General features: G+C 69.1%; 22 protein-coding genes. 12 read left to right on the top strand and 10 right to left on the bottom strand.

The features are described 5' to 3' along the window. From purU to V7D28_RS07220, 3 genes are all read right to left on the bottom strand, one after another. On the bottom strand, positions 1 to 755 hold a 755-nt coding region (purU, locus tag V7D28_RS07230; protein ID WP_333586702.1), incomplete at its 3' end, for a formyltetrahydrofolate deformylase. Between the two features lie 94 nt (positions 756 to 849). Continuing rightward, positions 850 to 1,500, bottom strand: a complete 651-nt coding sequence (locus V7D28_RS07225; protein WP_333586701.1) for a cytochrome b/b6 domain-containing protein — start codon at positions 1,498 to 1,500, stop codon at positions 850 to 852. A gap of 4 nt (positions 1,501 to 1,504) precedes the next feature. Further along, positions 1,505 to 1,984 carry a c-type cytochrome gene (locus V7D28_RS07220; protein ID WP_333586700.1) on the bottom strand — a complete coding sequence of 160 codons (480 nt, stop codon included), beginning with the start codon at positions 1,982 to 1,984 and terminating at the stop codon, positions 1,505 to 1,507. 183 nt (positions 1,985 to 2,167) lie between these two features. Between V7D28_RS07220 and V7D28_RS07215 the strand changes: the two genes are divergently transcribed. Further along, the gene (locus V7D28_RS07215) at positions 2,168 to 2,497 is read left to right on the top strand and encodes a hypothetical protein (RefSeq protein ID WP_333586699.1); all 330 of its coding nucleotides are present in this window, start codon (positions 2,168 to 2,170) and stop codon (positions 2,495 to 2,497) included. 30 nt (positions 2,498 to 2,527) lie between these two features. On the opposite strand, the gene V7D28_RS07210 is transcribed toward V7D28_RS07215, so the two are convergent. Further along, positions 2,528 to 2,734, bottom strand: coding sequence for a DUF2188 domain-containing protein (locus tag V7D28_RS07210; protein ID WP_333586698.1), 207 nt, complete (start codon positions 2,732 to 2,734; stop codon positions 2,528 to 2,530). 312 nt (positions 2,735 to 3,046) lie between these two features. On the opposite strand from V7D28_RS07210, the gene V7D28_RS07205 reads away from it, so the two are divergent. From V7D28_RS07205 to V7D28_RS07195, 3 genes are all read left to right on the top strand, one after another. Then, on the top strand, positions 3,047 to 3,256 hold the full coding sequence (locus V7D28_RS07205; protein WP_333586697.1) for a cold-shock protein: 210 nt from the start codon (positions 3,047 to 3,049) through the stop codon (positions 3,254 to 3,256). A 127-nt stretch (positions 3,257 to 3,383) separates the two neighbouring features. After that, on the top strand, positions 3,384 to 3,674 hold the full coding sequence (locus V7D28_RS07200; protein ID WP_333586696.1) for a hypothetical protein: 291 nt from the start codon (positions 3,384 to 3,386) through the stop codon (positions 3,672 to 3,674). A 6-nt stretch (positions 3,675 to 3,680) separates the two neighbouring features. Then, on the top strand, positions 3,681 to 3,950 hold the full coding sequence (locus tag V7D28_RS07195) for a hypothetical protein (protein ID WP_333586695.1): 270 nt from the start codon (positions 3,681 to 3,683) through the stop codon (positions 3,948 to 3,950). A gap of 37 nt (positions 3,951 to 3,987) precedes the next feature. On the opposite strand, the gene V7D28_RS07190 is transcribed toward V7D28_RS07195, so the two are convergent. After that, on the bottom strand, positions 3,988 to 4,389 hold the full coding sequence (locus V7D28_RS07190) for a c-type cytochrome (protein ID WP_333586694.1): 402 nt from the start codon (positions 4,387 to 4,389) through the stop codon (positions 3,988 to 3,990). A 271-nt stretch (positions 4,390 to 4,660) separates the two neighbouring features. Between V7D28_RS07190 and V7D28_RS07185 the strand changes: the two genes are divergently transcribed. The 3 genes from V7D28_RS07185 to V7D28_RS07175 all read left to right on the top strand — a co-directional run bounded on the left by V7D28_RS07185 (position 4,661) and on the right by V7D28_RS07175 (position 7,264). Further along, positions 4,661 to 6,223, top strand: a complete 1,563-nt coding sequence (locus V7D28_RS07185; protein WP_333586693.1) for a PAS domain S-box protein — start codon at positions 4,661 to 4,663, stop codon at positions 6,221 to 6,223. After that, positions 6,216 to 6,818, top strand: coding sequence for a response regulator FixJ (gene fixJ, locus V7D28_RS07180; RefSeq protein WP_333586692.1), 603 nt, complete (start codon positions 6,216 to 6,218; stop codon positions 6,816 to 6,818). The genes V7D28_RS07185 and fixJ overlap by 8 nt, the downstream gene beginning before the upstream one ends. 86 nt (positions 6,819 to 6,904) lie before the next feature. Beyond that, positions 6,905 to 7,264: a response regulator gene (locus V7D28_RS07175; protein ID WP_333586691.1), complete on the top strand. Its 360-nt coding sequence runs from the start codon at positions 6,905 to 6,907 to the stop codon at positions 7,262 to 7,264. 12 nt (positions 7,265 to 7,276) lie between these two features. Here V7D28_RS07175 and V7D28_RS07170 read toward each other — a convergent pair whose 3' ends face one another. Next, on the bottom strand, positions 7,277 to 7,870 hold the full coding sequence (locus V7D28_RS07170) for an NAD(P)H-dependent oxidoreductase (protein ID WP_333586690.1): 594 nt from the start codon (positions 7,868 to 7,870) through the stop codon (positions 7,277 to 7,279). 218 nt (positions 7,871 to 8,088) lie between these two features. On the opposite strand from V7D28_RS07170, the gene V7D28_RS07165 reads away from it, so the two are divergent. The 3 genes from V7D28_RS07165 (at position 8,089) to V7D28_RS07155 (ending at position 11,265) form a co-directional block, all read left to right on the top strand. After that, on the top strand, positions 8,089 to 8,736 hold the full coding sequence (locus V7D28_RS07165; RefSeq protein WP_333586689.1) for a helix-turn-helix domain-containing protein: 648 nt from the start codon (positions 8,089 to 8,091) through the stop codon (positions 8,734 to 8,736). Positions 8,737 to 8,896: 160 nt separating this feature from the next. Further along, entirely contained in the window at positions 8,897 to 10,276 is a 1,380-nt protein-coding gene (gene hemN / locus V7D28_RS07160) for an oxygen-independent coproporphyrinogen III oxidase (protein ID WP_333586688.1), read from the top strand. Positions 10,277 to 10,365: 89 nt separating this feature from the next. Beyond that, positions 10,366 to 11,265: a ribokinase gene (locus V7D28_RS07155; protein ID WP_333586687.1), complete on the top strand. Its 900-nt coding sequence runs from the start codon at positions 10,366 to 10,368 to the stop codon at positions 11,263 to 11,265. Between the two features lie 107 nt (positions 11,266 to 11,372). Here the strand turns inward: V7D28_RS07155 and V7D28_RS07150 are convergent, their stop codons facing one another. The 4 genes from V7D28_RS07150 to V7D28_RS07135 form a co-directional block, all read right to left on the bottom strand. Further along, entirely contained in the window at positions 11,373 to 12,329 is a 957-nt protein-coding gene (locus V7D28_RS07150) for a helix-turn-helix domain-containing protein (RefSeq protein WP_333586686.1), read from the bottom strand. A gap of 72 nt (positions 12,330 to 12,401) precedes the next feature. Beyond that, positions 12,402 to 13,493 (bottom strand): acetamidase/formamidase family protein, encoded by a 1,092-nt coding sequence (locus V7D28_RS07145; protein ID WP_333586685.1) that lies wholly within the window; start codon positions 13,491 to 13,493, stop codon positions 12,402 to 12,404. A 22-nt stretch (positions 13,494 to 13,515) separates the two neighbouring features. Further along, complete coding sequence (gene ygiD, locus V7D28_RS07140; protein ID WP_333586684.1) at positions 13,516 to 14,334, bottom strand: 4,5-DOPA dioxygenase extradiol; 819 nt, start codon at positions 14,332 to 14,334, stop codon at positions 13,516 to 13,518. Further along, positions 14,331 to 15,533, bottom strand: a complete 1,203-nt coding sequence (locus V7D28_RS07135) for an aromatic ring-hydroxylating oxygenase subunit alpha (RefSeq protein WP_333586683.1) — start codon at positions 15,531 to 15,533, stop codon at positions 14,331 to 14,333. The genes ygiD and V7D28_RS07135 overlap by 4 nt, the downstream gene beginning before the upstream one ends. A 266-nt stretch (positions 15,534 to 15,799) precedes the next feature. Here V7D28_RS07135 and V7D28_RS07130 point away from each other — a divergent pair, with 266 nt between their 5' ends. Both V7D28_RS07130 and V7D28_RS07125 read left to right on the top strand, forming a co-directional pair. Further along, entirely contained in the window at positions 15,800 to 16,654 is an 855-nt protein-coding gene (locus tag V7D28_RS07130; RefSeq protein WP_333586682.1) for a TauD/TfdA dioxygenase family protein, read from the top strand. 1 nt (position 16,655) lies between these two features. Further along, entirely contained in the window at positions 16,656 to 17,489 is an 834-nt protein-coding gene (locus V7D28_RS07125) for an oxidoreductase (protein WP_333586681.1), read from the top strand. Positions 17,490 to 17,574 lie beyond the last annotated feature (85 nt).

Here is a 17,574-nt window from a genome sequence, read left to right as displayed (position 1 = left end):
TCGATATCGCGGCCCTTGCGGATCAGGGCGGCGGGGGTGTCGCGGTGGCTGATGCGCTCCACGTCCTGCTCGATGATCGGCCCTTCATCGAGGTCGGCGGTGACATAGTGGGCCGTGGCGCCGATCACCTTCACGCCGCGGGCATGGGCCTGATGGTAGGGGCGCGCGCCCTTGAAGCCGGGCAGGAAGGAGTGGTGGATGTTGATGCAGCGCCCCTCCAGCTTGGCGGCCAGGCCATCGGACAGGATCTGCATATAGCGCGCCAGCACCACCAGCTCGGCGCCCGTCTGCTGGATCAGGCTCCAGAGGGCGGCTTCCTGCTCCAGCTTGGTGTCGCGCCCCACCGGCAGGTGGTGGAAGGGCAGGTCTGAGAGATCCACGCTGGAATAGGTTTCGCGCGGATGGTTGGAGACCACCGCGCAGACATCCATGGGAAGCTCCCCCCGGCGCCAGCGCCAGATGAGGTCGGACAGGCAGTGATCGGCCTGCGAGGCCAGGATCATCACCCGGCGGCGCACGGCCGGATCGCGCAAGGTCCAGGCCATGGCGAAGTCCTCCGCCACCGGGGCGAAGGCTGTGCGCAGGTCGTCGACCGCGGCCTCGCCGGCGTCAAACACCACCCGCATGAAAAAGCGGCCGGTCTCGGTGTCGCCGAACTGCTGGGCGTCGATGATGTTGGCGCCGCGCTCGAACAGGAAGCCCGCCACGCGGCTGACAATGCCACGCCGATCGGCGCAGGAGAGGGTCAGGATCATGGCTGCTGACTAGAGCGGCTTCCGGCGGGTGGGAACCGATTATCGGCGAAAAGCACGTGCTTGGGCCCGACGTCCGGAACGTTCCCCCGCCCCTTCAGCCCGACTGGGCCACCAGCACCGCCACCCCGGCCGCCAGGACGACGCCCAGGGCCAGCCGCCAGAGCGGCGCCGGCGTGAGGCCGCCTTCAAGTCCCGGGCTGGGATCGCGGCCGGTGATCATGGGTCCCACCAAATTGCGGCGCTTGACCAGGGCGTACCAGGCGATGGCGAGCAGGTGCAGGACGATGGCGGCCTGCAAGGCGCGGAAGTTCAACTCGTGCCACTCGGCGGCCTGGCGCCCGGCGCCGTAGCTGACGAAGCGGGCCAGAGGCCCCGACTCCATGCCGTCCACGTCCACCGCGAAAAGGCCAAGCCCCACCTGACTGACCAGAAGGGCGAGCAGGAGGACGACGCTCAAGGCCCCGAGGGGATTGTGGCCGAATCGCGCTGGCCCAGACCCCCGCAGATGGGCGATGACCGCCGAAGGTCCGCGGAGAAAGTCCGAGAATCGGGCGGTGGAGCCGCCGGCCACGCCCCAGTAGAGGCGGAAGACCACGAGCCCCAGGATGACATAGCCGATCACCCTGTGGACCTGCATGGTCGGCCCGTCGGCGGTGAGCCAGGCGGCCACCACCAGGATGGCCAGGGCCCAGTGGACCACCCGGGTGGGCAGGTCCCAGACGGCCGTGGATTGAGTCGCGCCCACAGCCCTACTTGGCCCGGAAGGTTTCGTGGCAGTTCTTGCAGGCCGCGCCGACCTGCGGAACCTGGGCCTGAACCGCGGCTGCGTCCCCGGTCGCCGCCGCCTGCCGCAGGGCCGCGGTGGCCGCCTTCAGCTGGTCGGACGCGGCGGCGAATCGCTCCGGCTGCTCCCAGATGGCGGCCAGGGCGTCGGTGTCGAAGCCCTCGCCCTGGCCGGAGCCGGCGGGGAACCAATCCGGGACTTCCTGGGCGATCGCCTCCATCCGCTCAGCCGCGTCGCCGATGGCGGCCATGTCCGGCGAGGCCGACTTGAGCTGGTCATTGATCGTCTTGAAAGCCGCGCCCAGGGCTTCGAACCCGTCCTGTCGGGTGGCGACTTCCGGCGGCGCATCGGCCTGCCCGCTGCACGCCCCGAGCAAAAGGGCGCCGCCCAGGGCCAGGGAGAGGAGACCTGCGCGAGACGCGCCGGATGTGCGGGAGGGGTTCATGGGCATCTCCGGATGAGGCGGGTGGCGCGGGCCGAACGGGCTGGATTCGAAGACTGCCCCGGCCAAGCTTGCCCCTCAACCCCTGTTGAGCCGCGCCGATGAAGCGAGGGAACCGCGCCTCTTTTCCCTGCATTGATTGGCCGATGGCCAGGCTTGGCTGTCACAGCCCCTCAGGAGAGCCCCATGAAGATCCCGTCCACCGCCCTGAAGTCCGCAGGCGTTCTGACCCTCGCCTCGACCCTGATGCTGGCGGCGTGCGGCCAGGGCGAGCAGACGCGCGCGGGCGACCGCCTCGATGGCGACGCCGCACCGACCTATCCCGGCGAAGGCGGCGCGGGCCTGGTGGAAACGCCGGAAGGCGCGCCGGCGGGCGCTACGGCCGTGCCGGGCCTGAGCGGCGGACCGGCCGGACAGACCCCCGGCTATGGCGAGCCCGGCGGTGTGCCGGCCGAGGCCCATAGCGACCCGGCCGGGCAAGCCGGTCACTCGGAAAACGCGCCCCCCAATCCCTGAGGGCGCAGGCGGGCCGCGGCCCGCCCGTCGTCAGGCGGCGAAGAAGCCGTGTTCGCCGCTGACCCGAACCTGGCAGGCCTGGCCCTGGTCCTGAGCGGCGCGCGCACGGCGATTGGCCGCGGCCTTGGCTTCTTCCTTGTGCGGGGTGTGGTCGGAGAAGGCGCCGTCCTGTTCCACGGCCCAGGCTCCATCGTGACGGGCCACCGTGAAGACGATGCGGTCGCGGGTCTCGCGCATGAAGGGCTCCTTGTCAGACCGGCCCAACACCCGCTGCGAGGATCGCGGCGGGCGCCGAAAGACCGGAGAAGATTGAGATTTCTCTGACATCCTACATGTAAAATCCGGCCATGTCGCGGGCCGCCCAAAAAATAGCCATTGGCGCGAGGGCGAATTTCTGCAATGATGATCTTATCGAATATCGTTTTGGCTCGCCTGCAATCTACTGCTCGATCCCTGATCTGAGCGAATTGACACCCCGACCCTCTCCGAAAATTTGATCTCCCGGCCGCTCTTGGGCGGGTGAATTCTCAGACCCGGAAAGGGATCGACATGAGCACTGGAACCGTGAAGTGGTTCAACGGCCAAAAGGGCTTTGGCTTCATTCAGCCGGACGACGGCGGCGCGGACGTTTTCGTCCACATCTCGGCCGTTGAACGCGCCGGCATGGCGTCGCTGCATGAAGGCCAGAAGATCGGCTACGAGCTGCAACGCGACGCCCGCAACGGCAAGATGTCTGCGGCCAACCTGCAGGACGCCTGACGTCCGAGGTCATCGCGACCGACGAGGGGGCCGGCGAAAGCCGGCCCCTTTTTCGTGGGCGAAACCCGCCCCCGCCCCGGACGTTCTCCGCTGGCCCGCCAGGGCGTAGCTGCGCGAGGACGCCCACATGGCCCGCTGGACCATTGAAATCCGCCTTGGGGATCGTCCCGAGGCCCAGGCTTTGAGGCGGTTCAAGGTCGAGGCGATCGACATGGCCGCAGCCCTGCAGCAGGCTCTGAACCACCTTCAGGTCGAAGGCGAACAGTCGACGCCCCTCGCCGCCTCTGGGCAGGAAGAGGTCTTTGCTCAAGCCGAGGTGGACGCCGGACGCATCGAGCACCATGTGGGCGAGGAAGGCGCAGAATCAGGCCCGCCGGGCGCGCGCCGCGCGGAACGCGATCCGCCACTGGCGGGTTGACCCTCCATGACCCATCCCCTGCAGACCAAGGACGCCCAGTGGCGTGATCGCCCGAACGCCGCAGAGCCGGTGTTCGACCCCGGGCTTTCGCCGCCTGGCACCGACTCCGAGGCCGGGGGCGCACGGTCCCCCCTGCCTGATGCCGGAGAGGCTCAACCGCCCCTGCCGGCCCAGCCGGACAATCGTGCGGGCGTGAGGCTTCCCCCCATGTTCTGGATCATGGTGGCCGCCGCCATGGTCGCCGCGGTGATCGTCGCCGCGAGCCTGAGCTTCTGAGGCCCCTCAAGCCCGCGCGCGATTCGTGGAGGCGGCCTCAGGTCCCGCCGAGCCGTGCGGACGCCGCCGCCCGCTGCGGCAGGCGCGCGCCCGGCGTCAGGGTTTCGATATAGGCCACGAGATCATCGATCTCCGACCGCGTCATATAGATGGGCGGCATCTCGCCATGTCCCTCGCGCGCGATGGCTTCGAGGTTTCGCTCAAGGCTGATTTCTGTGTGACGCAGGCGGATGGAGGCGAAGGCGGGCGCGACGGCGTTGGGCCCCTCCCGCGCGCCGTCCAGGGCGTGGCATCCGCCGCAGGCCCGGAGAGCGAAGCTGCGCCCCCGTTCGGCCGCGGGGCTCAGGGGCGCAGGCGCTTCCAGAGGCGGACGCGTCGTGCAGGCTGAAACCCCCAGGATCAACAGGGCCGCAAGACCCGAACGTCTGACACGGTTCATGATCGCCTCGCAGATTCATCAGCACGCCTGAAGACTACCGTCACGCCCATCATCGCCCGCCTCCGTACGATTACCTAGGGCGAGGACCGGAATGGAAGGCCACGTCATGATGAGGGACAGTTCGCCTCGAACTTGAGGAGACTATCCCATGACCGCTGAAAATCTCTACCTGGGCCTGGTCCTGGCCACCTTCGCCGCCTTTGCGGTGACCCTGCTGAGCGTCAGCGTCTGGTCGAAGTTCGGCCAGAAGTAGTTCTGAGCAGACCTCGCCTTGGGCGAGCCGCGACGGCCCCTGGCGGCCCGGCGGCTTGCCAAGGTCCCCCGGGGCTCTTACCGCAGTCTCATGCCCTGGTTCTTCCATTCGCATCCCGCGCGGCGTCTGGGCCGTTGGGCGCCCTATCTGATTTCGGCCCTGGCCACCCTGATTTCGGCCGCCGCCTATTTCATCCTCGCTCCGGCGGTGGGCGAGCGCACCCTCTATGTGATCTTTCTGCCCGCGGCCGTGGCCGGCGCCTTGCTGGGCGGCTTTGGACCGGCCCTGGTCGCGACCCTGGGCGGGCTGGCGGTTTCTCTCTTCGCCCTGCGCGGCGCCATCCTGTCGGATCCCGGCAACCTGCTCGACAGCCTGCTGTTTGCGATTTCGGGCGTGGCGGTGGCCATCGCCGGTCACCTGCACCAGCGGCGAACTCTCGAGGGGTCCGAGGCCATATTGCACCTGGCCGAGAGCGAGGCGCGGCTGCGCTCGATCCTCGACACCGTTCCCGACGCCCTGATCGTGATCGACGACCAGGGCCTGATGCGCACCTTCAGCCTCGCCGCCGAGCGGCTGTTCGGCTGGCGGGCGGACGAGGCTCTGGGCCGTAACGTCTCGACCCTCATGCCCAGCCCCTACCGTGAGCAGCACGACGCCTATCTCGCGCGCTATCTGAAGACCGGCGAGCGCCGCATCATCGGCATCGGCCGGGTGGTGGTGGGTGAACGCAAGGACGGTTCCACCTTCCCGATGGAACTGGCCGTGGGCGAGATGCAGACCGAGGGCGGGCGCTTCTTTACCGGCTTCGTCCGCGACCTGACCGAGCGCCAGAGCACCGAACGCCGGGTGCAGGATCTCCAGTCGGAGCTGGTCCACGTTTCCCGCCTGACCGCGCTTGGGGAAATGGCCTCGGCGCTCGCCCACGAACTCAACCAGCCGCTCTCGGCCATCGCCAACTATGTGAAGGGGTCCGAGCGGCTGCTGGACATGGACCCGCCCGATCGGCCGAAGATCAAGGGCGCGCTGGCCAACGCCGCCGAGCAGGCCCTGCGGGCGGGACAGATCATTCGCCGACTTCGGGACTTCGTCTCCAAAGGCGAGGCCGACCGGCGCATCGAGAACCTGCCGCAGTTGCTGGAGGAGGCCGGCGCCCTGGCCATGATCGGCGCCAAGGAACAGGGGGTCCGGCTGCGCTTCGACCTGGACCGCCGCGCAGAGCTCGTCCTGGCCGACAAGGTGCAAGTGCAGCAGGTGGTGCTGAACCTGATGCGCAACGCCATCGACGCCATGGAGGGCGGCCTGCGCCGCGACCTGACGGTGGTCAGCCGAAGCCTGCCGGAGGACCTGGTGGAGGTGGCGGTGATCGACACCGGCCCCGGGATCGATCCTGGAATGGCCGAACAGCTCTTCCAGCCTTTTGTCACCACGAAGGCTCACGGTATGGGTGTGGGCCTCTCGATCTCTCGAACGATCGTGGAGGCGCACGGGGGGCGGATCTGGGCCGAGGGCAATCCCGGCGGCGGCACGATCTTCCGCTTCACCCTGCGCAGCGTGCGGCGTGAGGAGTTGGCCGATGACTGATTCGGTGGTGCATGTGATCGACGACGACGAGGGGATGAGGGACTCCCTCGCCTTCCTCCTCGACACGGCCGGCATGACCGCGCGGACCTATGAGTCCGCCGTCGCCTTCCTGGGCGCCCTGGATGAGGCCGGCGGCGGGGTGGTGGTGACCGACATCCGCATGCCGGAAATGTCGGGGCTGGAGCTTGTCCGACAGCTCAAGAGCCGGGGGGCCGCCCATCCGGTGATCGTCATCACCGGGCATGGGGACGTGCCGCTGGCCGTGGAGGCCATGAAGTCGGGGGTGGTCGACTTCCTGGAAAAGCCGTTCGACGACGAGTCCCTGCTCAGCGCCATCCGCAACGCCCAGACCCAGGCCTCGCCCGAGAGCCACGACCCCGAGCGCGACCGCATCCGAGGCCTGATCGAGGCGCTTTCGCCAAGGGAGCGAGAGGTCATGGACGGGGTGGTCGAGGGCAAGCTGAACAAGATCATCGCCCACGAGCTGGGGATCAGCCCCCGGACCGTGGAGGTCTACCGGGCCAATGTCATGTCCAAGACCGGCGCGCGGGGCCTTTCGGAACTGGTCCGGATGGTGTTGCTGGCTCGCGGCTGAGCGCGCGGGATTTGCGATGGATCAAAGCCCGCAAAGGCGGGTCCGGCCAAACAGGGAGGCTCCAGCTTCCGCCAGGCCCTTCGACCTTGTCCTCGCCCAAGATCATCCTGCTCGACGACGACGCCGCCCTGCGCCAGGCCTTGACCTTCGCCCTCGAGATCGAGGGCTATGAGGTGGAAGCCTTCGAGACCAGCGACGAACTGATCACGCGCCCCGACGCCGAGGCCGCCTGTCTGGTCTTCGACTACAGGCTCGACAAGCTGAATGGTCTGGACGTGCTGGAGACCCTGCGCGGACGCGGCGTGGCCGCGCCGGCCATACTGATCACCAGCAATCCCAAACCTGAGGTCCGCGCCCGGGCGGCGCGACTGCAGGCCGCGGTGGTGGAAAAGCCCCTGCTGGGCGATCTGCTGGTGGCGCGCCTGCGTGAGATCGTCCCGGCCTGAGCAACCGCGTCCTCACAGGCCCCGGGCGCCCAGACGCTCCAGCCGGGACAGCCAGCTCAGCCGGTAGGAGGGGTCTGTGGCCTCCACCGAACCGATCACCGTCTCGCGCACCGGCGACATGCCGGAAATCCACAGGATGCCCCGGCTGACGCTCTTCAGTCCGTGGGCGAGGAAGACCGTGCGGAAGACCGGCCCTGGCATCCCCATGGTCACCACCACCCGGGCCGAACGGCCGGAGAGGAGCCGCTTCAGGCCGCCCGCCTCCCCCGGCGCCGACAGGGCCACGCCGTAGCGGAACACTTGCTCCAGAAAGGCCTTGAGCCTCGCCGGCGGCCCACCGAGCCAGAGCGGATAGATGAGCACCAGATGATCGGCCGCCTTCAGGGCCTCCTGCAACTCGACCACCCTTGGCGGCGGGGGGGCGGTGAAGTCGGCCTGGGAGGCCACCAGCGGCAGGTCCAATGTCCCCACATCCACCTGCAGGACGGAATGGCCCGCTCGCTGGGCGCCGCGCCGATAGGCTTCGGTCAGGGCCGCGCAGAACCGCTCGGGGCGCGGATCGGGGTGGCCGTTGATCAGCAGGATCTGCCTGGTGCGTGCGGTCATGGTCTGCGCCTCCAACCCCGCCGATCATGTGACTGAAGGACCGGCGCAGGCCTTGACCTGGCTCAAGGCGCGAGGCGGCCCGGGCGCGCAGCATGAGCCTCCGCTTCCTTCCGGGCGCCGCCTGCGAGCCGCCTCCGTAGGACTACTTAGGGAGCCCCCCCGAATTTCGGCGACGCAGGCCCTGGGCGAGGATCAGGCATCGGATCAAGGAACACCCCATGACCCTCGCCTACGCCGCCGATCGTCACCCCGCCACCCCCGCCATCGCCGATGTCATGACGCGGCTGGGCCTGAAGATGAACTTCGCCAAGGACGAGGAGATCTTCTGCCAGGATGAGGAGGCCGACCTGATCTATCTGGTGGTCAGCGGCGCGGTTCGCACCACCCGACTGCTGAGCGACGGTCGCCGCCAGGTGGGCGCCTTCTACTATCCGGGCGATCTCGTGGGGCTGGAGACCGGCGCCCTGCACCGCTTCTCGGCGGAAGCCCTTTCCGACGCCGCCCTGCTGGTGGTCAAGCGTTCCTCCCTCCAGGCCTTCGCCGGCGACGGCGAGATCGATCGCGCCATCTGGGAAGCCACCCGCCGCGAGCTGGAACGCGCCCAGGAGCACCTGCTGGTGCTGGGCCGCAAGACAGCCTGCGAAAAAGTCGCCTCCTTCCTCATGGACCTGGCCGAGCGCGACAGCCAGGCCGAGGCCATCGCCCTGCCCATGGGCCGCCAGGACATGGCCGACTATCTGGGCCTGACCATTGAAACCGTATCGCGAATGCTGACCCAGTTGCAGGGCGCCTCCGTCGTGGAGTTCGACGGCTGCCGCCGCTTCCGGGTCAAGCGCTGGGACGCGCTGGAGCGACTTGCCGAATAGCCCGGCTCCGGCGTCAGCCGGCGCGGCGATCCCCCTGATCGCGACGCCCCACCCGAAGCGATCAGCGCCGCGCCGGCGAACAATCTCCTGTCGCCTGGGTCTGCGTCCGCAAGGCGCAGACCCCCTTTTTTGCCCTGCCCGCCCGCTCGAGGCTCCGACCATGACCGTCCACTACGATCCCAAGGCCCCGGCCGAAGCCCACCTGATCGCCCGATATGACGGCCGCGCGCCGCGCTACACCAGCTATCCCACCGCGGTCCAGTTCACGCCCGAAGTGGATGAGGCTGTCTACCGGAGCTGGCTGGCGGCCCTGCCCCTGGACGAGGCGGTGTCGCTCTATCTGCACATCCCCTTCTGTGCGCGGCTCTGCTGGTACTGCGGATGCAACACCCGGGCGGTGAACACCCATGGTCCGGTGCGCGACTATGTGAACCTGCTCATGCGGGAGATGCATCTGCTGGGCGAGGCGCTGCCCGGGCGACTGCCGGCCAAGGCGGTGCATCTGGGCGGCGGCACCCCCAACATGCTGAGCGTCGAGGAGCTGGCCATCATCTTCGACGGCCTGCGCCACACCTTCCACCTGGAGGAGGGCGCGGAGATCGCCGCCGAACTGGACCCCGCGGTCCTGTCTGGCGAATGGATCGCCGCGGCCGCCCGCCACGGCCTGAACCGGGCCAGCCTGGGGGTGCAAAATCTCGATCCCCAGGTGCAGGCCGCGGTGAACCGTCGGGAGAGCTTCGACGAGATCGCCGACTGCGTGGAGGCCCTGAGGGCCGCCGGCGTGGCCTCGGTCAATCTCGACCTGATGTACGGCCTGCCCCATCAGACCACCCGCAACACCCTGGCCACCCTCGAAGCCATTCTACCCCTGCGGCCTGAGCGGCTGGCCCTGTTCGGCTACGCCCATGTGCCCTGGATGAAGGCGCATCAGCAGCTGATCGACGAGGCCGCCCTGCCCGGTCCCGCCGAGCGTCTGGAGCAGAGCCACGCCGCGGCTGAACGCCTGACGCAGGCCGGCTATGTGCAGATCGGCCTGGACCATTTCGCCCTGCCTGAGGATGAACTGGCCAAGGCCAATCTGACCGGGCGCATGCACCGGAACTTCCAGGGCTACACAACAGATGACGCCACCACCCTTCTGGGGCTGGGCGCCTCGGCCATCGGCGTCTCGCCCAAGGGCTATGTCCAGAACATCGCCCAGGAACTGGGCTGGCGTCACGCGGTGGTGGATGGGCGGCTGCCCGTGGCCCGCGGCGTGGCCTTGAGCGACGACGACCGGTTCCGCGCCGACATCATCGAGCGGCTGATGTGCGACTTCGCCGTGGACCTGGCGGCGGCCTGCGCCCGCCACGGCCGGGACCTGGCCGAACTGTCCGGCCCCTTGGCGCGACTGGCTCCCTTCCTGGAGGACGGTCTGGCGACATGGGACGGCGAACGCCTGGACGTGACCCTTCGCGGCCGGGTGCTGGTGCGTTCGGTTTGCGCGCTTTTCGACGCCTATCTTGAGCCCGACGCCCAGAGACACGCCAAGGCGATCTGATCGGTCACCGGGGGCAGGCCCAGCCATCCGCAGCCGCTGACATTTCACTGGGAATGTCCTAGGTCGTGAGGTCAGTCAGGAGGGACGTCATGGCGGTCTGCGTGCTGGGCGGCATCAATCTGGATCATGTGGCCCAGGTCGCCGAACTGCCCCGGTGGGGTGAGACGACAGCCGCCCATGACCTGGCCGATCATCCCGGCGGCAAGGGCGCCAATCAGGCGGTGGCCGCCGCCCGGCTGGGCGCGGTCGTCCACCTGCTGGGCGCCGTGGGCCGCGATCGCGCCGGCGAGCGCATGCTGGCCTTCTTGTCGGCCGCCGGCGTGGACACCGGCCAGGTGATCCACACGGCCGCCCCCACCGGCCAAGCCTTCATCACCGTCGATGACGCCGCCCGCAACATGATCGTGGTGGCGCCGGGGGCCAACGCCCTCTTTGGCGCCTCTCAGGCTCTGGCGGCCGACCTCGCCGAGCCGCGGGTGATGCTGACCCAGTTCGAGGCGACCCTGGAGGCCATCGAGGCCCTTTTCCGCCGCCCCGAAGCTCAGCGCTCCATCAAGATCCTCAACACCGCCCCGGCCCTGGCGGAGGGGCGCAGCCTGCTGCATCTGGCTGACATGCTGGTGTTGAACGAGGCGGAACTGGCCCGCTATGCCGGTCTGGACGCCGAGCCCTCGGATCCGCAGGCCGCCGCCGCCGCCGCCCGCGGCGTGGCGGAGCCCGGCCAGACCATCATCGCCACCCTGGGCGCCTCGGGCGTGGTCGCGGTGCATGGCGATGACGTCTGGCGAATTCCGGGCGCCCGGGTCGAGGCGGTGGACACCACCGGCGCCGGGGACTGTTTCTGCGGCGCCCTGGCCGCGGGGTTGGACCAGGGCTGGTCGCTGGACAAGGCCTTGGCGTTCGCCAACCGGGCTGCGGCCCTGTCCGTCACCCGTCCGGGCGCGGCCAGCGCCATGCCCACGCTGAGCGAGCTCAGCGCCGCAGCCTAGAGCCTGATGCGATCAGACGGAACCGTCTGATCGTTGAATTACGCTCTAATTTCAATGACTTGAGCGCGCTTCTATCCGATAACCGGTTCCCCTTATCGGAACGCGCTCTAGGCCTGACGGCCGCCAGCCGCGCGGCGATAAGCGCGGGGCGAGACGCCATAGGCGTCGCGGAAGGCGCGGCTGAAATGGGCTGAACCGTTGAACCCCCAGCGGAAGCAGATTTCCGAGATGGAAAGCTGGGCGCAGGCCGGGCTGGCCAGGTCGGCGCGGCATCGTTCCAGCCGCCGGGCGCGCACATAGCCGGTGAAGCTCTGGCCCTGGCTGGCGAACAGCTTCTGCAGGTAGCGGGGCGAAACCCCGTCCTCATCGGCCACCCGGCGCAGGGTCAGGTCCGGCTCGGCCAGCAGCACCTCGATGGTCTGGCGGACGCGGCGCATCTGGGCCATCCGCGCCCCCTCGGCGCCGCCGCTGGCCGCCGCCCCGCCGGCCTGGGCGAGACAGGCCACCAGGAACTCGGTGAGCGCCAGCTCCACCGGCCGCAACTGGTCGGCGGTCAGATCGTCCAGGGCCTCGGCCGTAGCCCGGAGCAGGCCCGAAAAGACGTGGTTCACCCCCTCGCCGGCCGGCAGGTGGCCGATGCGGACGGCGCCCGGCGCCAGCAGCCGGTGGTCCAGCGCCACCCGGGGCGCGGTGATGAACAGCAGCCGGAAGCGACTGAGCAGCCGCAGGGCCGCAGCCTGGCCGGTGGAACCGAAGACGATGTCGCCTGGGGCGACGGCGATATCCTGCTCCGCGTCGCTGAGCCTGGCCTTCCCCTCCAGCAGGACCGCCAACCAGACGGCGGCGGGCTGATCGGTGTTGCGGCCGGAAATCTCCTGGGGGGTGGAGGCGACGACGGCGAATTCCACCCCCATGGGCGAGGTCAGGCTGGACACCTGGGCGTGGAAGACGTCCTGAGCCGGCAGATCGCCCACCGGCAGGCGCAGGCGCTGCATGGCCTCGCGCCAGGCCTGTCGGCGCTCGGCCTTCAGATAGGCGTCGGTGGTGAATTGCCAGGCCTTCAACCGCCCGCATCTCCAGGTGAATCGGACCCGCGTTGTGAACCGACAGCCGGCTCCACTGATCGGAACGCGCTTCTAGAGAACGTCCTTCACAGTCCCCTTGGCCGGAAAGATGCCCCGGGGCATTCGCACATGAATTCCCTGGGTTCCGTCCACCACCTGGGTGATGGCGAAGTCGGAAGCCACGCTCATGAGCGAATAGGCGTCATTCCGCGACAGGCCCTGATGCTCATGCAGCAGGTGGAGCATGTCGAGGGAGGCGTTCTTCATGGCCTGGTTCAGGTCGGGATCGAAGCCGTGGACGATCCAGTAGTTGGGCGTCTCCAGCAGGGGTGAGGGAAAGCTGAAGTCCTTGCGCAGGATGATCTGCATCAGCACGTTGAGCGAGGCCTCGATGGCCGTGCCCGAAATCTCTCCGTCCCCCTGGCTCACATGGGGATCGCCAATGGAGAAGAGCGCGCCGTCCACCTGCACCGGATAATACATGGTCGCGCCCGCGCCGATGCGCCAGTTGTCGATATTGCCGCCGTGCAGGCCCGGCGGAATGGTGCTGACCCGGCCGCTCACATCGGGGGCGACGCCGGCCGTGCCCAGGTGGGGACGGACAGGCACGCGCACGCCCGGCAGGGCCGACTGCCGATCGCAGGCGGGGCAGCGGGTCATGGTCCCCGGCGTCAGATACTTGCCGGGAAAGTCGTAGGCATAGAGGGCGCTGGCCGTGTTGGCGTTGGGGTCCAGCTCATAGATGGTGACCCGCTCCTTCTGCCCGAACTCCTCATAGAGGTGGCCCCAGTTCGCGGCCAGGTTGGAGCCGTAGTTGCAGCGGGGCGTCATCTTCAGATAGCGCACCTCCAGCATGTCGCCGGGTTCAGCGCCCTCCACATGGATCGGCCCCGTCATGATGTGCACGCCGGGATTGCGGTCGGCCTCGGGGATCTCGCGGAAGATGGCGTGGACCGCCTCGTCCATCATCAGGTCGGGGTCGTCGCCGGCGTGGTGGGTGATGGCCTCGGCCTGCACCAGGTCGCCGCTGCGCACCCGCAGGGCCGGGGCGCGGGCGGGGTCGAAATAGCCCCAGTGGACGGTCGCCGGCCGGGCGTCCAGTCGGTGAAGGGCGCCCGGCAGGGTGTCGAGGCGGGTGTCGGCAGGCTCGCAGATGAAGGCCATGGGATGTCCTGGAAGGAACGCGTCAGGCGGCCTTGGCCGCGGGCGGGCGGCTGTCCAGCATGACCGTCGTCATGCTGAGCGAGCCGTGTTCGATGTGGTCGGGGCCGAAGACGGCGCGGTCCCCGGGCAGGCGGGCGCCGAGCACATAGAGGAGCGGCCAGTAGTGGTCCGGCGTCGGCACCGATCGCGCCGCAGCCTCACCCTGGCGCTCGAAGGCGATGACCTTGCCCGGCTCGTCGGCGGCGATGGCGCCGGTGACGTGGTCGTTGAAGGCCTTGGCCCAGTCATAGGCGGGACGGTGACGGGCGCCCCAGTCCATGGCCGGCAGATTGTGGACGATGTTGCCCGTGCCGATGATCAGCACGCCCGCCTCGCGCAGGGGCGCCAGCTTGCGCCCGATCTCGAAGTGCCAGGCCGGCGGCTGGCTGGCGTCCATGGAGAGCTGGACCACCGGCACATCGGCCTGCGGATAGGCCTTGCAGAGCACCGACCACGTCCCATGGTCGAGGCCCCAGCCCTGGTCCTGGGTCACAGGCAGGGGCGCGAGCAGATCCGCCACCTCGCGGGCGAGGCCAGGATCGCCCGGCGCCGGATACTGCACGTCGAACAGGGCCTGGGGAAATGAGGCGCCGAAGTCGTGGATGGTGGGCGGCCGGGTCATGGCCGTCACCGCCACCCCGCGGGTGAGCCAGTGGGCGGAGATGCAGACGATCCCGCGCGGCTTTCCGATGGAGGCGCCGATCTGCGCCCAGGCCTCCGTCGTGGCGTTGGTCTCCAGGGCGATCATCGGGCTGCCATGGCCGAAGAAGACGACCGGCAGGCGTTCGGCCGGGGCGCTCACGCCTGCACCGCCTGTCGGGGCTGGCCGCCTTGCGCCTTCCAGGTCTGCTGATAGCGCGGGGTGAGCCAGCGGTTGAAGGCGATCTGGGCCCCCTCCTGCCAGGAATAGCGGCCCCGGATGGCGAAGCGGGAACGCAGGCCCGCCTGCACCAGCCCGTCCACATGCAGGTCCTGGCTGATGATCGCCCCGGCGGCGGCCATGTTCATGTTCAGCTTGTGCTCGAAGGCCGGGTCTTCCATGGCGCCGGGCGCGAACAGCAGGCCGGTGTCCATCTCATGGCTCTCCGGCCCGTCGGCGCGGACGATCAGATAGATCACCATGTCGCTGGTCACCACCAGGGACAGGGTGGGCGGGATGTTGGCGAAGGTCATGCGGTTGCGCTCCACCTCCGTCAGCTTGGGGAAGACCGGCAGCAGGGCCTTCTGGGTGACGTTGAAGCTGGCGTCGGGGTGCAGGGTGCCGTTGAAGCGCAGATAGCCCGCCGCCCCCTCCGGCGCCTCGGGGAAGACCGACTGGGCGCTGGGCACGAAGTCGTGCAGCGGCCCCTGGTGCAGACGGCTGGCGTGATAGCCGTCGTTGTTGTTCTCGAACATCACCTTCCAGTTCCACGGATACTTGGCGGCGGGCTCGGGCGGCGGCCCCTCCGCATTCTCCAGGTCGTAGGCCGCCAGGGCCTCGGCGATGTCGGTCAGGCGCGGGGCGAGCGGCGCGGCCGCCGCGTCGAAATTGATGAAGATGAAGCCCAGCCAGACCTCCACCTTGAAGCGCGGCAGGGCGATCTTGGACTTGTCGAAGCCGCAGGTCTGCTCCATGGCCGGCGCATTGATCAGCCGGCCGTCCAGGCCATAGGTCCAGTGGTGATAGGGGCAGAGAAAGCCCCGGGCGTTGCCGCGCCCTTCGGCCACCAGCATGGCCCGGTGCTGACAGACCGAGCTCATGGCCACCAGTTCGCCCTGACGAGTGCGCGCCACGACGACCGGCTCGCCGATGATGGTGGTGGTGAAATAGTCGCCAGGGGCCTTCACCCACGCCTCGCGGCCGACGCACAGCCACTCGTGATTGAACACCGCCTCCTTCTCGAACTCATAGAAGTCGCCGTCCACATAGCAGGCGGGCGGCAGGGTGACGGCGGTCTCGAACCCCTCCATCGAGGAGGTCAGGCTCTCGAAGAAGGCGTCGGTGAGCTGGCTCTTGGGCATGGAACTCCGCCTTGGCTTTGAGGGGGCGACAACACCCTCAGGCTAAGGCCGCGCCCCGGACGGGGTCTTGCACACAGGCGCACGACAACTTGCCCGGCCGCGGGCTCGGACGGGGCGGCGCCCGGTTTCCGGGCGGAAAAGGTCAGGGAACAGGCGCCGCGCCCCCCGCGCCCCTCGCGACAGGCAAGGTTTCGTGCGCGGAGGGATAAGACGGAGAGCCGCGGCCCGCGCTAGGGTCCAAGCCTCAGACCTGCCGGAGGGCGCCCATGACCATCGCTGTTCAACTCAAGACGCGGGAGCTCAAGCCCGGCTTCGGGGCCGAGGTCCTGGACGTGGACCTGGGCCGGGCCGACGGCGAAACCCTGGCGGGGGTGGTGGACGTTTTCCACCGCCACGGCGCACTGCTGGTGCGCGACCAATCGCTGGAGCCGCGGCAGCTGGTGGACTTCGTGGCCCTGTTCGGCGAGCCCGAGGGCCACACCCAGACCCAGTTCACCCTGCCCGGCCATCCGGAGGTCTTCGTCCTGTCCAACCGCGTGGTGGATGGGCGGCCCATCGGCGCCCACAATGACGGGGTGGGCTGGCACACCGACTATTCCTACAAGCCCGAGCCGGTCATGTGCACCATGCTCTATGCGGTCGAGGTGCCCGACGAGGGATCCGACACCCTCATCGCCGACGGATGCGCGGCCTGGAACGCCCTTTCCGCCGAACGCCAGGCGCAACTGGAGGGCCTGAAGCTGCATCACTCCTATCAGCACTTCATGGCCACCCGGGAATTCGGCCGCCAGGAGCTGTCGGAGGAGATGAAGGCCGCCAATCCCGACGTGGAGCACCCGCTGGTGCGCACCCACCCGGCCGACGGCCGCAAGGCGCTGTGGCCCTCCACCGGCACGGTGACCCATGTGGTGGGGATGGAGACCGAGGCCGGCCTGAAGCTGGTGGACGAACTGGTGGCGTTCGTGACCCAGGAGCCCTTCATCTACCGGCACAAGTGGCGGGTGGGCGACGTGCTCATGTGGGACAACCGCTGCACCCTGCACACCGGCACCCTCTATGACGACACCAAGTACTTCCGCACCATGCACCGCCTCTGGGCCAAGGGCGACGCCCCCTACTGACATGGGCAGGATCTGGTTCATCACGGGCGTCAGCTCCGGCCTCGGGCGGGCCCTGGCCCAGGCTGTCCTGGCCTCGGGCGACACGGTGGCCGGGACCGTGCGCAAGGCCGCCGACGTCCAGGCCTTTGCGGACCTGGGGCCCGGCGCCCATCCCTTTGTCGCCGACGTCACCGACGAGGCGACCGTCCAGGACGCCGTGGCCGGCGCGCAAGCCCTGGCCGGGCGCATCGACATCCTGGTCAACAATGCCGGCTACGGCCTGACCGGAGCGGTGGAGGAGGCCAGCCCCGCCGAGGTGCGGGCGCAGTTCGAGGCCAATGTCTTCGGCCCTCTGGCGGTCCTGCGCGCGGCCCTCCCCGGCATGCGCGCGCGGCGCTCAGGCCATGTGATCAACGTGACGTCGGTCAGCGGCCTGGCCGCCTGGGCCGGCACGGGGATCTATTGCGCCAGCAAGTTCGCCCTGGAAGGGATCGGCGAGACCCTCGCCCAGGAGGTCGGCCCCCTGGGGATCAAGGTGACCAATGTGGCGCCGGGCGGCCTGCGCACCGCCTATGCCGGCGCCTCGCTCACCCGGGCCGCCCAGGTGATCGAGGACTATGCCGAGACCGCCCATCTCGCCCCTCGCCTGCTGGCCGCGCACGCCGGCCAGGAAAGCGGCGATCCCGCCCGGGCGGCCCAGGCCATACTGAAGATCGCCGGCGCCGAGGATGCGCCCTTGCGGCTGCTGCTGGGCGAAGACGCCCTGCACTACGCCCTGCGCAAGATGGGCCAGATGACCAGCGAAATCGGCGACTGGGCCGGCCTCTCCACCAGCATCGCCTTCCCCAAGGCCTGACGGCTAACCCCTTGTCCGTCAGCCCCTCCCCGCCGCAGCCCCCGCAGGCTGCGGCGGGGGTTCGAGGGGCGCTCTCTACGGTATG

This window comes from Phenylobacterium sp. (genome assembly GCF_036723115.1).
Classification (GTDB): Bacteria; Pseudomonadota; Alphaproteobacteria; order Caulobacterales; family Caulobacteraceae; genus Phenylobacterium.
This window is presented reverse-complemented; position numbering and strand designations above follow the sequence as displayed.